The sequence below is a fragment of the Mycobacterium sp. genome (genome assembly GCF_965230835.1).
Taxonomy (GTDB): Bacteria; Actinomycetota; Actinomycetes; order Mycobacteriales; family Mycobacteriaceae; genus Mycobacterium.
Map to the genome: position 1 here is coordinate 4,733,498 of NZ_CBDDLW010000002.1, position 13,115 is coordinate 4,746,612.

At 63.1% G+C, this 13,115-nt stretch carries 14 protein-coding genes; 7 read left to right on the forward strand and 7 right to left on the reverse strand.

Annotated features, from left to right (window positions below):
• The first annotated feature begins 99 nt into the window (after positions 1 to 99).
• On the forward strand, positions 100 to 681 hold the full coding sequence (locus ACO07W_RS21635) for a WXG100 family type VII secretion target (RefSeq protein ID WP_421845607.1): 582 nt from the start codon (positions 100 to 102) through the stop codon (positions 679 to 681).
• Between the two features lie 111 nt (positions 682 to 792).
• Here the strand turns inward: ACO07W_RS21635 and ACO07W_RS21640 are convergent, their stop codons facing one another.
• Genes ACO07W_RS21640 through ACO07W_RS21670 form a run of 7 tightly spaced genes read right to left on the reverse strand, consistent with a single transcriptional unit; the run spans position 793 to position 5,572 of the window.
• A complete protein-coding gene (locus ACO07W_RS21640; protein ID WP_421845608.1) occupies positions 793 to 1,437 on the reverse strand; it encodes an urease accessory protein UreD in 645 nt (214 codons plus the stop codon).
• Positions 1,437 to 2,108, reverse strand: coding sequence for an urease accessory protein UreG (ureG, locus tag ACO07W_RS21645; protein ID WP_421845609.1), 672 nt, complete (start codon positions 2,106 to 2,108; stop codon positions 1,437 to 1,439). Before ureG ends, ACO07W_RS21640 begins: the two co-directional genes overlap by 1 nt.
• Positions 2,109 to 2,119: 11 nt before the next feature.
• A complete protein-coding gene (locus ACO07W_RS21650) occupies positions 2,120 to 2,755 on the reverse strand; it encodes an urease accessory protein UreF (protein WP_421845610.1) in 636 nt (211 codons plus the stop codon).
• On the reverse strand, positions 2,755 to 4,488 hold the full coding sequence (locus tag ACO07W_RS21655) for an urease subunit alpha (RefSeq protein WP_421845611.1): 1,734 nt from the start codon (positions 4,486 to 4,488) through the stop codon (positions 2,755 to 2,757). The genes ACO07W_RS21650 and ACO07W_RS21655 overlap by 1 nt, the downstream gene beginning before the upstream one ends.
• A complete protein-coding gene (locus tag ACO07W_RS21660) occupies positions 4,488 to 4,799 on the reverse strand; it encodes an urease subunit beta (protein ID WP_421845612.1) in 312 nt (103 codons plus the stop codon). The genes ACO07W_RS21655 and ACO07W_RS21660 overlap by 1 nt, the downstream gene beginning before the upstream one ends.
• Entirely contained in the window at positions 4,796 to 5,098 is a 303-nt protein-coding gene (locus tag ACO07W_RS21665) for an urease subunit gamma (protein WP_421845613.1), read from the reverse strand. Before ACO07W_RS21665 ends, ACO07W_RS21660 begins: the two co-directional genes overlap by 4 nt.
• A gap of 48 nt (positions 5,099 to 5,146) precedes the next feature.
• Complete coding sequence (locus ACO07W_RS21670; RefSeq protein ID WP_421845614.1) at positions 5,147 to 5,572, reverse strand: PaaI family thioesterase; 426 nt, start codon at positions 5,570 to 5,572, stop codon at positions 5,147 to 5,149.
• A gap of 325 nt (positions 5,573 to 5,897) precedes the next feature.
• Here ACO07W_RS21670 and ACO07W_RS21675 point away from each other — a divergent pair, with 325 nt between their 5' ends.
• The 6 genes from ACO07W_RS21675 (at position 5,898) to ACO07W_RS21700 (ending at position 12,850) form a co-directional block, all read left to right on the forward strand.
• Complete coding sequence (locus ACO07W_RS21675) at positions 5,898 to 6,314, forward strand: BlaI/MecI/CopY family transcriptional regulator (RefSeq protein WP_421845615.1); 417 nt, start codon at positions 5,898 to 5,900, stop codon at positions 6,312 to 6,314.
• A 14-nt stretch (positions 6,315 to 6,328) separates the two neighbouring features.
• Entirely contained in the window at positions 6,329 to 7,279 is a 951-nt protein-coding gene (locus ACO07W_RS21680; protein WP_421845616.1) for a M56 family metallopeptidase, read from the forward strand.
• Positions 7,280 to 7,406: 127 nt separating this feature from the next.
• Positions 7,407 to 8,858, forward strand: coding sequence for an NADP-dependent phosphogluconate dehydrogenase (gene gndA / locus ACO07W_RS21685; protein WP_421845617.1), 1,452 nt, complete (start codon positions 7,407 to 7,409; stop codon positions 8,856 to 8,858).
• Positions 8,859 to 8,873: 15 nt separating this feature from the next.
• Positions 8,874 to 10,310, forward strand: coding sequence for a GuaB1 family IMP dehydrogenase-related protein (locus ACO07W_RS21690; RefSeq protein WP_421845618.1), 1,437 nt, complete (start codon positions 8,874 to 8,876; stop codon positions 10,308 to 10,310).
• A gap of 111 nt (positions 10,311 to 10,421) precedes the next feature.
• Entirely contained in the window at positions 10,422 to 11,804 is a 1,383-nt protein-coding gene (locus ACO07W_RS21695; RefSeq protein WP_421845619.1) for a hemolysin family protein, read from the forward strand.
• Positions 11,801 to 12,850: a hemolysin family protein gene (locus tag ACO07W_RS21700; RefSeq protein ID WP_421845620.1), complete on the forward strand. Its 1,050-nt coding sequence runs from the start codon at positions 11,801 to 11,803 to the stop codon at positions 12,848 to 12,850. Before ACO07W_RS21695 ends, ACO07W_RS21700 begins: the two co-directional genes overlap by 4 nt.
• The last annotated feature ends 265 nt before the right edge of the window (positions 12,851 to 13,115 follow it).

The following is a 13,115-nucleotide window of genomic DNA, read 5'->3' on the forward strand; positions in this document are numbered from 1 at the left end:
GCTCAGGCCAGCAATACGGTCAAAGCCATAGCTCGCGTGCGCAGCAGAATAGTGACGCGCCTTTATCCAGGGCCCTAGACGACTGAAAGAAGGTGCACCATGACAGCTCCTAGCGGACATTGGTCCGACGACGCCAACCCTGACTATCTGGGGCCACCGCCCGCGAAGTGGCCTCGATTAGGCGATTATGTTGACCCCGGGGTTCCGGATCCGCATGCCGCCGTGTATTTCCCGCCTATCGAGGATGACGAGTTGGAAGTTGTCGACTTTACACTCGACGAGGCGTTGAACTCCTACACGGAGGACTTTTCGATTCCGGCTTCTCACGAAGACGCCCGAAATCCAGGTCACGCAGTTATGGATTGGCAAGTTGCGAGCACTGACAGCAGCGCCGCGCCTAACCAAATTCTTGTTGATCCAGCCGCCATCGCACAGGGCGTAGCGGCTTTACAACAAAGAATTGATAAGGCTCGCGATATCAATGCCGAGACCAAACAACTAACAGAGGACATAGCCAAGACCTCTCAGGGCGCTTTTCTTGAAGAATTCCAGGAACGGTCGCAGGTATTGCTTGAAGGCACTGATCGAGTTGTTGACGAAGCCGGCGATGCGGTTCAAAAGGTAAGTCAAAAGGCCGATGATTTTATGGATATGGACGAAACGTCAGCTGCACGGTACTAGAGCTCTTCGGTTATCGACGCCCATCACCGAGAAAACCTCGCTCGCGACCAAGCGGTCGAGCAAGATCCACCTTCGGCCTAAAAACCTGGGGCCCCGCTGGCCGAGCACACCCTAGCCGGCTAACCGATCGGCCTGCCAGGTAATCAGTGTTCCACCGCCGGCCAACGTAAGCACCACCGCCCCTGCATCCACAGCGGTGGCAAATGCCGTTGCCGGATAACGTAACTCGTTGACAGTAGCGCGTGGCGCGGCGAGAACATCGTCAGCCAAAGATCCGGCGCCTAACTCCACCCGGTGGCGCAGCAGCGGGTGGTCCTGGCAGTCAGCGTAGAACAATCCAGACCAGAATCCTTGTTTCTCATTGCTCCTGCCGACCTGCACTCGCTCGCGAAATCGGACTTGACCGTCGTCGACAACATGCAGGGCCACGTTCGACAAATGCCGGGCTGCAGCGGCCACTATCGTCGGCTCGAGATCCACCTCGAGGCGTCCGGCTACCTCAATCTCCCAGCGGGCATGAGACGTCGGGGAGTCCGCTCCCGGCAACGCCACGGTAGCTGCCGCGCTGCGCAGTTCGAGCCGGGCGCCCCGTTCGACAGTCACTCGAATGTCGAGGGTGTCACCGCCCAGCGGGGTGGCCGCCGTCGACACCAGGTAGACCACATCGGGTGCGATAGCGCGCGCCTGGATGCCACCTCGACATTGGATACGAGGCAGGTGATTTGCCCTCGCCACCAAAAGGACCTGCGACTCCATCAGCGCGCGGCGGCCAGCTGACTTCGCACCCAGGTCAGTACCTCGCTGGCGGCCGGATCCTCGGTCAGCGACTGCAACACCGTCGGAGACCCGTTCCGCACCGCGTTGGCGTCGCGGGCCATCACCTGCAAATCAGCACCGACCAGGGAAGCCAAGTCCGTTTTGTTGACCACCAGCAAATCTGAGTAGGTCACTCCGGGCCCGCCCTTGCGCGGCACCTTATCGCCGCCCGCGACGTCGACCACGAAAATCTGCGCATCCACCAAGCCCGAAGAGAAGGTAGCCGTCAGGTTGTCCCCACCGGACTCGACCAATATAAGGTCCAGCGAGTCGTGAGCAGCCACCAAGTCGTCGATCGCGTCCAAGTTGGCGGTGATGTCATCGCGGATCGCGGTGTGCGGGCAGCCACCGGTCTGAACCGCGGCTATCCGATCATCCGGCAATACCGCATGTTTACGTAAGAAGTCCGCGTCCTCGGTGGTGTAGATGTCATTGGTAACTACCGCGAGCGACAGCTCGCCCCGCAGCTGCCGGCATAGAGCGGCAACCAGCGCCGTCTTGCCAGAGCCGACTGGTCCGCCAATACCGATTCGCAGCGGCTCGTCCGGCCGGCGCACACGCCTTGGCCGATCGGGGTGGCTGTGCGAGTGGGAGTGGGCTTTTGATGACACTCGTTTACCTTTCAAGAGACGAACAAGGGCCGCTCACGTTCGGCGTGACGTTGCGCCAATACGTCAAGGAGCGGATCGGACAAATCAGCCAGGCCGGCAGTTGCTTCGATGGCGGTATGTTCACATAGCTCGGATTGCCGAAAGGTCACCGCGGTTACCTCGGCAGGGTCCAGCGCCAGCAGTCTTTGGGCTGCGGTGGCCGAGCCCGTCATCGTCGTGTAAATGAGATGCAGAGCGGTGTGCTCGGGGCTTAGACCAGTGATCGCTCCGACCCGACCGGCTGCCACTGCCAGATGCGGCCGCCCGCCGAGATCATCCCAGCCCGCGTCGGGCCAGATCCGTCGCGCCAGACGCGCCAGGCCCCGGCCTTGACTACGGGATGCCTCTCTGGTCGCCGACGCCGGGGTTCGCGCATCCGTTTGTCGGTCCGCGTCGTCGAGCGCCAGATCACCGCGCTGCACTGCGACCGCAATCGACGCCGTAACCAACCCTTGGGTGCGGATTCGCCGTTTCAAGAACGCTTCTAGAGTTGCCAGGCTATTCACCAAGCCCCCACTGACAGCTTCTTCGATGCCGCCCGAGTGCACGTGCGCACCCGTGGGCAACCGCGAGTCGGCTAAGGCGAGCAGCATCACAAGGGAAGTCATTAGAACAGGAAATACCGTTGCGCCATGGGAAGTTCGGTAGCCGGCTGTTGTTCCCATACCTGTCCGTCAATGCGCACGGTGAAGGTGTCAGAGTCGACTTCGATGCTGGGCAGCGCGTCGTTGAGTGGCAGATCAAGCTTACCGACCGAGCGCACATCGGCTACCGGAACCAGACGCCGGTCGACTGCCAGCCGGTCCGAGAGGCCCGCATCGATCGATTGCGGTGCCACGAAATGCACAGAAGTCGCCGCGGCCGCAGCGGGGACGGCGCCGAACATCGGCCGAGGAAGCACTGGCTGAGGGGTGGGAATCGACGCGTTCGCGTCACCGATTGCCGCCCACGCGATTGCGCCGCCCTTGATCACCGTGTGCGGGCGCACCCCAAAGAACGCGGGCTCCCACAACACCAGGTCGGCAAGCTTGCCCACCTCAATGGAACCGATTTCATGATCCAGGCCGTGCGCCACAGCCGGGCAAATGGTGTATTTCGCGACATAGCGGCATACCCGGTTGTTGTCGGCTGCTCCGGCACCGGACCGATCACCGGGCAGGGCCCCGCGGCGCGCTTTCATCACATGCGCCGTCTGCCAGGTGCGCAGTACCACCTCGCCAACGCGGCCCATCGCCTGGGAGTCACTGCCGATCATGGAGATTGCGCCCAGGTCGTGCAGGAGGTCCTCAGCGGCGATCGTGGACGGGCGGATCCTGCTCTCCGCAAACGCCAAGTCCTCCGGTATGCGAGGGTTGAGGTGGTGACACACCATCAACATGTCGAGGTGTTCGTCAAGTGTGTTGATGGTGTGCGGGCGGGTCGGATTCGTTGAGCTGGGAAGCACATTCGGATGTGCCGCAATGGTGATGATGTCTGGAGCGTGCCCACCGCCGGCCCCTTCGGTGTGGTAGGCGTGAATCGAACGCCCAGCAATCGCGCCAATGGTGTCTTCAACGAATCCGGTCTCGTTGAGGGTGTCCGAATGCAGGGCTACCTGCACACCGGCGGCGTCGGCGACGGTCAAGCAGGCGTCAATAGCAGCCGGAGTGGAACCCCAATCCTCGTGCAGCTTGAACCCTGATACGCCACAGCGAACCTGCTCCCACAACGCCTCAGGATTCACCGTATTGCCTTTGCCAAGCAACGCGAAGTTGACCGGCCAGGAATCCAGCGCTTCCAACATGCGGCCCACGTGCCACTCACCGGGAGTGACGGTCGTTGCCTTGGTTCCCACCGCCGGACCGGTGCCACCACCGACGATCGTCGTGGTCCCTGCGCAGAGCGCTTCGGTGATGATCTGCGGACAAATCAAGTGGATGTGACAATCGACGGCGCCGGCGGTGAGAATGCGTCCGTTGCCCGCGACGATTTCGGTGGACGGTCCAACCACCAGCTCAGGATGTACCCCGGCCATGATGTCGGGATTTCCGGCCTTACCGATAGCCACGATGCGACCATCGCGAATCCCGATGTCGGCCTTGATGATTCCCCAGTAGTCAATAATCACCGCGCCAGTGATCACGGTGTCGGGTGCGCCCTCGGCGCGCGTCGCGCGCCCCTGCCCCATCGACTCGCGCAACACCTTGCCGCCACCGAACACCGCCTCGTCACCGGCCAGTCCTGGCCCCCCGCTGCGATCCTCGGTGATCTCCACAAGCAGGTTGGTGTCGGCAAGCCGGATTCGGTCTCCGGTGGTGGGGCCGAATAGCGCAGCGTAGCGCTCCCTGGACAGCCGAGCCATCAGCTGTCCAGCGCTCCAGGCGGGTTCAACGTGAGACCGTGCACCTCGCGTCGCCCCCTCAGCGGAACCAACCCGACGGTCTGGACCACCCCGGGTTCGAAACGGACCGCGGTGGCCGCCGCGATATCCAGACGATGGCCACGCGCCGCACCGCGATCGAAGGACAACGCCGCGTTTGCTTGCGGCAGGTGCACATGACTACCGACCTGCACAGGACGATCGCCAGTGTTGACGATCTGCAACTCGAGTCGTTGCGCTGTCGCGTTGATCTCGATATCGCCGCTGCCGTAGAGGATTTCGCCCGGAATCATGTGATCGGATGATGGACGGTGACCAGTTTGGTGCCGTCTGGAAACGTTGCCTCCATCTGAACATCGTCGAGCATCTCTGGCACTCCCTCCATGACGTCGTCGCGACCCAACACTTGGCAACCGCTGACCATCAGCTCAGCGACGCTACGACCGTCGCGTGCACCTTCAAGAATGTGGTCGGCGATGACCGCAATAGCTTCCGGGTGGTTGAGGCGTAAACCTCGAGCCCTGCGCCGACGGGCTAGTTCGGCGGCGTAGGACAACAGAAGTCGCTCCTGTTCGTGCGGCGTCAGACGCATGATCTGGGATCCTGCCACGCCGCTGCGACGCTGGCTCAGCAGCCGCGGTCAACCGCCCGGCTGCGCCTCCAGGTTCTGCAGCCGTACCTGGCCCCGGGCCACCACCCGGTCAGTGTCGTCGGTGAGCGTGACCAGCCACAACTGCTGCCGTCGGCCGCGGTGCAGCGGTTCGGCACTGCCGTAGATCATGCCGGAGGTGATGGCCCGCAGGAAGTCGGTGTTGTTGTTGACACCGACCACACTGCCGCCACCATTCTCGACGATCCACCTGAAGGCCGCCATGCTGGCCATGCTCTCGATCATCGAACAGTAGACGCCACCGTGCACCAGGCCCATGGGCTGCAACAGCTCGGTCTTGACTTCGAGCTGAGCGCGAGCACCATCGGGGCCGATTTCGGTGATTTCCAGCCCCAGATGACTGTCGAATGGCGATATGAGAGGCGCCGAGGAGTCGGAGCCAAGCGGCGATTGCACGTACTTGTGTCTACACCATCAGGAGATTGCAGCCCGTCCGTCGCCCACCGTGCACGTTCGAGCCGAACCGAGAAACAGCCGAGCCCCGCGCAAGGCACGGGGCTCGGCGATCGAGTCGACCGGGGGTCACTGCAGCCCTCAGGACTCCGCTGCGGTCAGCTGTAGCTCGACAGAGCTATAGTAGGCAAGGCTGCCCTAATTTCGCAAGCTCCTGGCGCTTGATAACCAAACAAGGACCAGGCGAGCCCGCCACCTAGGCCGAGTTACGACAGTCAGTAGTAATCCGGAGTAAACTGACTTCAACGCCGACGGAGATGAGCGAACTATGGTCAAGTTGACGCGGCTGGGGAATCTGGAAAGTGCGGTAATGGATCACTTGTGGTCCACGCCGGAGGCCCAGACCGTTCGCCAGGTCCACGACGCACTATCGACACGACGCGATCTTGCCTACACCACGGTGATGACCGTGCTGCAACGCTTGGCCAAGAAGAATCTGGTCTCCCAGATTCGCGACGATCGGGCCCATCGCTACGCACCAGTGCATGGTCGAGACGAGCTGGTAGCCGGGTTAATGGTTGACGCGCTGGCCCAGGCCGCGGACTCTGGCGGGCGGCAGGCAGCGCTGGTGAACTTCGTCGAGCGAGTCGGCGCTGACGAGGCAGATGCACTTCGGCGTGCACTCGCCGAATTGGAGGCGAGCCAGCACGCTTCGCAACCGGCTGGCGCTCCAGCGGAGGACTGAGGAAGACTAGCAGCGTGTCCGCGCTGGCCTTCGCCCTCCTCGCAGTGCTGCTGGTCGGCCCAACGCCGGCTTTGTTGGCACAAGCGTCATGGCCGCTGCGCGCGCCTCGGGCCGCGATGGTGCTGTGGCAGGCAGTCGCGGTGGCAGCGGTACTTTCCACGTTCAGTGCCGGAATCGCCATCGCGAGTCGTCTGCTCATGCCCGGCCCCGACGGGCGACCCACGGCTGGCTTTGTCGGCGACGCCGGCCGCCTCGGTTGGCCTCTGTGGGCGGCATACATCGGCGTGTTCGCCCTGACTGCGCTGGTAGCCGTCCGGCTGGTAGTCGCGGTGGTTCGGGTAGCCGTAGCCACGCGGCGGCGACGAGCACACCACCGCATGGTGGTCGACCTCGTCGGGGTCGGACGCGAGGCGGGACTCGCCGAGCCCTACGCCCGAACGCGCGACCTGCGCGTCTTGGACGTCGCACAGCCGCTTGCCTACTGCTTGCCCGGCGTACGCAGCCGCGTCGTGGTCAGCGAGGGCGCGTTGGCCACACTCACCGACACCGAAGTCACGGCGATCCTCACCCACGAGCGAGCTCATCTGCGCGCCCGCCACGACCTTGTCCTGGAAGCGTTCACCGCGGTACACGCGGCTTTTCCGCGGATCGTCCGCAGCACTAACGCCCTGGGCGCAGTGCGGTTGCTCGTCGAGCTCCTCGCCGACGACGCCGCAGTGCGCGCTGCCGGACGCACCCCCCTAGCCCGCGCATTGGTTGCCTGCGCCGCCGGGCAGGCGCCGTCGGGCGCATTGGCCACCGGAGGACCTAGCACGGTAGTCAGAGTGCGCCGATTGTCAGGACACGGCAACAGCTTGATGGTTTCGGCGGCCGCATACTTGGCAGCTGCCGCAGTGCTCATAGTGCCTACTGTCGCCCTGGCCGTACCGTGGCTCACTGAGCTGCAGCGGCTGTTTGCGTTTTAGAGCGCCGAGCCAAACACCTTGCAAGCACCAAGCGTCCGCTGTGCCACAGTGAGTCCGAACAGCTTCGACAAAACTACATAATTGATTCTCTGACTTGAGAGGCGAAGACATCTTGAGAGGCGAAGACATGAGTTCGTCGGAATGGAAACCCGCAAGCGCGCAGATTGGCGTCACCGGCTTGGCCGTAATGGGTTCGAACATCGCCCGGAACTTCGCCCGGCACGGCTACACCGTGGCGCTGCACAATCGATCCATCGCCAAAACCGATGCGCTGTTGAAAGAACACGGCTCCGAAGGAAACTTTGTGCGCAGCGAAACTGTCGCCGAATTCCTTGCCGCGCTGCAGACTCCGCGCCGGGTCCTGATTATGGTCAAAGCCGGCGACCCCACCGATGCAGTCATCAACGAACTCGCCGACGCTATGGAGCCCGGCGACATCATCATTGACGGCGGCAACGCGCTGTACACCGACACGATGCGCCGCGAGAAAGCTATCCGCGAACGTGGCCTGCATTTCGTCGGCGCTGGCATCTCTGGCGGCGAAGAGGGCGCCCTCAACGGGCCATCAATCATGCCTGGCGGACCGGCCGAATCCTATAAATCGCTGGGTCCCCTGCTTGAAGAGATCTCCGCTCACGTCGACGGCGTGCCCTGCTGCACACATATCGGCCCCGACGGTTCCGGGCATTTCGTCAAGATGGTCCACAACGGGATCGAGTATTCCGACATGCAGCTGATCGGCGAGGCCTATCAATTACTACGCGACGGTCTAGGGCTCGGAGCGACACAGATCGCCGACGTGTTCACCGAGTGGAATAAGGGAGAGCTAGACAGCTATCTCGTCGAGATCACCGCGGAAGTGCTGCGGCAGAGGGACGACAAGACCGGTAAACCCCTCGTCGACGTGATCCTCGACCAAGCCGAACAGAAAGGCACCGGGCGCTGGACCGTTAAGTCCGCACTGGACCTGGGCGTGCCGGTAACGGGGATCGCGGAAGCCGTCTTCGCCCGCGCGCTGTCAGGCTCGGCCGAACAACGCGCTGCCGCCAACGGACTGGCTGCAGGCACCCTGGGTGACAAGCCGGCCGACCGGGAAACATTCACCGAAAACATACGACAGGCCCTGTACGCCTCGAAGATCGTCGCCTACGCGCAGGGCTTCAACCAGATCCACGCCGGTAGCGCCGAATACGGCTGGGACATCACGCCAGGTGACCTCGCCACCATCTGGCGTGGCGGCTGCATCATCCGGGCGAAGTTTCTCAACCGCATCAAGGAAGCATTCGACACCGACCCCAAGCTGGCGAGCTTGCTCGTCGCGCCATACTTCCGCAGCGCCGTCGAGTCGGCCATCGACAGTTGGCGGCGAGTGGTATGCACGGCGACTCAGCTGGGTATCCCAACCCCGGGCTTCTCCTCGGCGTTGGCCTACTACGACGCGTTACGCACCGAGCGACTGCCCGCCGCCCTCACCCAGGCTCAACGTGACTTCTTCGGCGCGCACACTTACGGACGAATCGACCGACCCGGCAAGTTCCACACGCTGTGGAGTGGCGACCGAAGCGAAGTTACGGCCTAGCGAGTTGGATGCGCGATGAGGTTTCTGGATGGGCATCGACCCGGGTACGACCTGACGTACAACGACGTATTTATCTTGCCGAATCGCTCCGCAGTTACGTCGCGCTTCGATGTCGATTTGTCCACCGCAGACGGCTCCGGAACTACCATTCCGGTGGTGGTCGCCAACATGACCGCAGTAGCCGGGCGGCGGATGGCTGAGACCGTGGCCCGCCGTGGTGGTATCACGATTCTGCCTCAGGACCTGCCGATCCCGGCCGTGCAGCAGACGGTGGAGTTTGTCAAGAGCCGTGATCTGGTCCTCGACACACCGGTGATGCTGGCCCCCGACGATTCGGTTTCCGATGCGACTGCCCTGATCCACAAGCGGGCGCACGGCGTCGCGGTGGTCGTCTTCGAAGGCCGCCCGATCGGGTTGGTCCGCGAGTCGTCCTGCATGGGCGTAGATCGCTTCACTCGGGTGCGTGATATCGCCGCGACAGACTTCGTGACGGCCCCGGTGAACACCGACCCGCGTAAGGTCTTCGACCTTCTCGAGAACGCACCAATCGACGTCGCAATAATGACCGCAACCGACGGCACCCTGGCCGGAGTGCTCAACCGCACCGGCGCGATCCGAGCCGGCATCTACACTCCGGCCACCGACACGGCCGGACGGCTCCGCGTCGGCGCGGCCATCGGCATTAGCGGAGACACCGCCGGGAAAGCTCAAGCTCTCGTTGAAGCCGGCGTCGATGTCCTGGTCATCGATACCGCACACGGCCACCAGGTGAAGACGCTGGAGACGATCCAGGCTGTCGCGTCCCTAGGTTTGGGCGTTCCCCTGGCTGCCGGCAATGTGGTATCGGCTGAGGGCACCCGGGATCTCCTCAACGCGGGGGCGAACATCGTCAAGGTCGGCGTCGGCCCCGGCGCGATGTGCACCACTCGGATGATGACTGGTGTCGGTCGGCCGCAGTTTTCTGCTGTACTCGAATGCGCCTCTGCGGCAAAACAACTCGGTGGTCACGTGTGGGCAGATGGCGGAGTCCGACATCCACGAGACGTGGCCTTGGCTCTAGCGGCCGGCGCATCAAACGTGATGATCGGGTCGTGGTTTGCCGGCACCTACGAGTCACCCGGGGATCTGATGCATGACCGCGAGGAGCAGCCATACAAGGAGAGCTACGGTATGGCGTCGAAGCGCGCGGTTGTCGCTCGCACCGCCGCGGACAGCTCCTTCGACCGCGCCCGCAAGGCACTATTCGAGGAGGGAATCTCTACGTCACGAATGGGCCTCGATCCCAACCGCGGCGGCGTCGAGGATCTGATCGACCACATCACCTCTGGTGTACGTAGCACATGCACCTATGTCGGTGCCTCAAACCTCGCGGAACTACATGACCGCGCCTCAATCGGGGTTCAGTCAGCGGCGGGCTTCGCCGAAGGTCATCCGCTGCCCACGGGCTGGTGACTCGATTGTTGGGTACTGCGCGAGCATCGCTTGCTTCCAGGGCACACAGCTACCCGCACCGGACGCTTAAGCGCGTCTCATGATTGAGCGACAACGACCGCCGAGGCGCCGATGAACCTGAACGGAACCATCGGCAACGTGTTGGCCATCTTGGCGCTCACCTTCGGCACCGCAGTGTTCGTGGCGGCCGAATTCTCGCTCACCGCGCTGGATCGCAGCACCGTCGAGGCCAACGCGCGCAGCGGTGCCCCCCGCGACCGCTTTATCCGTCGCGCGCAGCACAGGCTGTCGTTCCAGCTTTCAGGTGCCCAATTGGGCATATCGATCACTACCTTGGCGATCGGATACTTGACCGCACCGCTCATGGCCCAATTGCCTCGTCCAGCATTGGCCGCAATCGGAATATCCGACCGGGTATCTGACGGCCTCACGACATTCCTGGCACTGGCGATCGTGACATCGGTGTCGATGGTATTCGGCGAGTTGGTCCCAAAATACCTCGCCGTGGCGCGCCCGCTGCCGACCGCCCGCACCGTAGTCATCCCGCAAGTCCTGTTTTCGCTGCTGTTCACCCCCGCTATCCGATTGACCAACGGAGCCGCAAACTGGATCGTTCGTCAGCTGGGCATCGAGCCCGCCGAGGAGCTTCGATCTGCGCGAACACCGCAGGAACTGGTGTCACTGGTGCGTACTTCCGCGCGAAGCGGCTCGCTGGATGACGCCACCGCGTCGCTGATGCGCCGCTCGCTGCAGTTCGGCACCCTGACCGCCGAGGAGCTGATGACACCGCGGTCGAAGATTGTCGCGCTGCAGACAGACGACACCATCGCCGACCTTGTCGCGGCCGTGGCTACATCGGGGTTCTCGCGTTTCCCGGTAGTCGACGGTGACCTCGACGAGACAGTCGGCATCGTATACGTCAAGCAGGTATTTCAAGTTCCGCCCGCTGATCGCGCGCACACGCTGCTGACAACCGTCGCCAAACCGGTCGCGGTGGTGCCATCGACGCTGGACGGCGATTCGGTAATGGTCCAGATCCGCGCCAATGGTCTGCAAACGGCCCTGGTGGTCGACGAATATGGGGGCACCGCGGGGATGGTCACCGTCGAGGACTTGATCGAGGAGATCGTCGGCGACGTACGCGACGAGCATGACGACGCGACACCCGATGTGGTAGCCGCTCGCGGCGGATGGCGAATATCGGGTCTGCTACGCATCGACGAAGTAGACACCGCCATCGGGTATCGAGCCCCCGAGGGGCCATACGAAACGATCGGCGGATTGGTACTCCGCGAACTCGGTCACATCCCGGTGGCTGGCGAAACGGTTGAACTGACGGCATTGGACTCCGACGGCCTACCGAACGACTCGCTGCGGTGGCGAGCGACGGTTGTCAAGATGGACGGCCGCCGCATCGACGTGCTTGAGCTGACTCAACCGAGCGGACAGCTGGGAAGCAGTCCGGCTTCCGGCAAGAGACGGCGCCGACGATGAACGCAATGGCGGTGCTGCTGGCGATTCTGTTGATCGGCGCGAACGCGTTCTTCGTCGGCGCGGAATTCGCGCTGATCTCGGCCCGCCGAGACCGCCTCGAAGCGTTGGCCGAGCAGGGCAAGGCGAGCGCGGTCACCGTAATCCGGGCCGGCGAGAGGCTGCCCTCGATGATTGCGGGCGCTCAGCTGGGCGTCACGGTGGCCTCGATCCTGCTCGGCCGCATCAGCGAACCGGCAGTTACCAAGCTGCTGCAAACATCCTTCGCAAACCTCGGCATACCCCCCGCGCTATTACACACACTGTCGCTCGCGGTCGCGCTGGCCATTGTGGTGACATTGCATGTGCTGCTCGGCGAGATGGTGCCGAAGAACATCGCGCTCGCTGGGCCCGAACGCACGGCGATGTTGCTGGTGCCCCCGTACCTGATCTACGTGCGCGCCGCGCGCCCATTCATTGTGTTCTACAACATGTGCGCAAACGCAATACTGCGGATGGTGAGGGTGCAGCCTAAGGACGAACTTGACATCACCGTGTCCACAGTGGAGCTCAGCGAAATGATCGCCGAATCTGTCTCCGAAGGTCTGCTGGATCATGAGGAGCACACTCGACTGACCCGGGCGCTGCGGGTTCGCACCCGCGTGGTCGCCGACGTGGCTGTTCCACTGAGTGATGTGCGGGCAGTGACAGTCGCCGCGACAGGCTCCGGGCCGACGATCGGCGCGGTCGAAGAGGCCTTGGCCGAGACTGGCTACTCCCGGTTTCCGGTCGTGGACCGCAGCGCACGACTGATCGGTTACCTGCATATCAAGGATGTGCTGACGCTCGGTGACGACCCACACACCGTGATCGATCTAACGTTGGTTCGGCCATTACCACAGCTTCCCCAATCCCTGGCGCTGCCCGACGCCCTCTCGCGCATGCGCCGCAGCAACAGTCACCTGGCTTTGGTGACGGGCGACGACGGCACCGTGGTCGCCATGGTGGCGCTCGAAGATCTGGTGGACGACCTGGTCGGCACCATGCGTGACGGGTCTCCACAAGACTGACAACTACAGTGCTCCGATAGAAAAACCCAAGCCAATGTCCAAGTGCGGCTATGCAGTATCGCTCGCCTGATGGCCGTCGTGCACTGTTCTTACCTATGAGTGCGACAAGCTGATCGCCGGTATCCGATTGCGGTCTGGGCACGTGCGGCGCGTCGCGCTTCTAGAGCGGAGCTGTTAGGGCACTGTGACCTGCAGACGCGGGTCGCCGGATGAGGTTGTCATGCTACCGGCCGGTAGGCTGTGCCCATTGCCAGTGAGGGAGGAA

Coding starts and splice junctions, on each gene's coding strand:
- ACO07W_RS21635 (WP_421845607.1), top strand. CDS start 100: ATGACAGCTCCTAGCGGACATTGGTCCGACGACGCCAACCCTGACTAT.
- ACO07W_RS21640 (WP_421845608.1), bottom strand. CDS start 1,437: ATGGAGTCGCAGGTCCTTTTGGTGGCGAGGGCAAATCACCTGCCTCGT.
- ACO07W_RS21650 (WP_421845610.1), bottom strand. CDS start 2,755: ATGACTTCCCTTGTGATGCTGCTCGCCTTAGCCGACTCGCGGTTGCCC.
- ACO07W_RS21655 (WP_421845611.1), bottom strand. CDS start 4,488: ATGGCTCGGCTGTCCAGGGAGCGCTACGCTGCGCTATTCGGCCCCACC.
- ACO07W_RS21660 (WP_421845612.1), bottom strand. CDS start 4,799: ATGATTCCGGGCGAAATCCTCTACGGCAGCGGCGATATCGAGATCAAC.
- ACO07W_RS21665 (WP_421845613.1), bottom strand. CDS start 5,098: ATGCGTCTGACGCCGCACGAACAGGAGCGACTTCTGTTGTCCTACGCC.
- ACO07W_RS21675 (WP_421845615.1), top strand. CDS start 5,898: ATGGTCAAGTTGACGCGGCTGGGGAATCTGGAAAGTGCGGTAATGGAT.
- gndA (WP_421845617.1), top strand. CDS start 7,407: ATGAGTTCGTCGGAATGGAAACCCGCAAGCGCGCAGATTGGCGTCACC.
- ACO07W_RS21690 (WP_421845618.1), top strand. CDS start 8,874: ATGAGGTTTCTGGATGGGCATCGACCCGGGTACGACCTGACGTACAAC.
- ACO07W_RS21695 (WP_421845619.1), top strand. CDS start 10,422: ATGAACCTGAACGGAACCATCGGCAACGTGTTGGCCATCTTGGCGCTC.
- ACO07W_RS21700 (WP_421845620.1), top strand. CDS start 11,801: ATGAACGCAATGGCGGTGCTGCTGGCGATTCTGTTGATCGGCGCGAAC.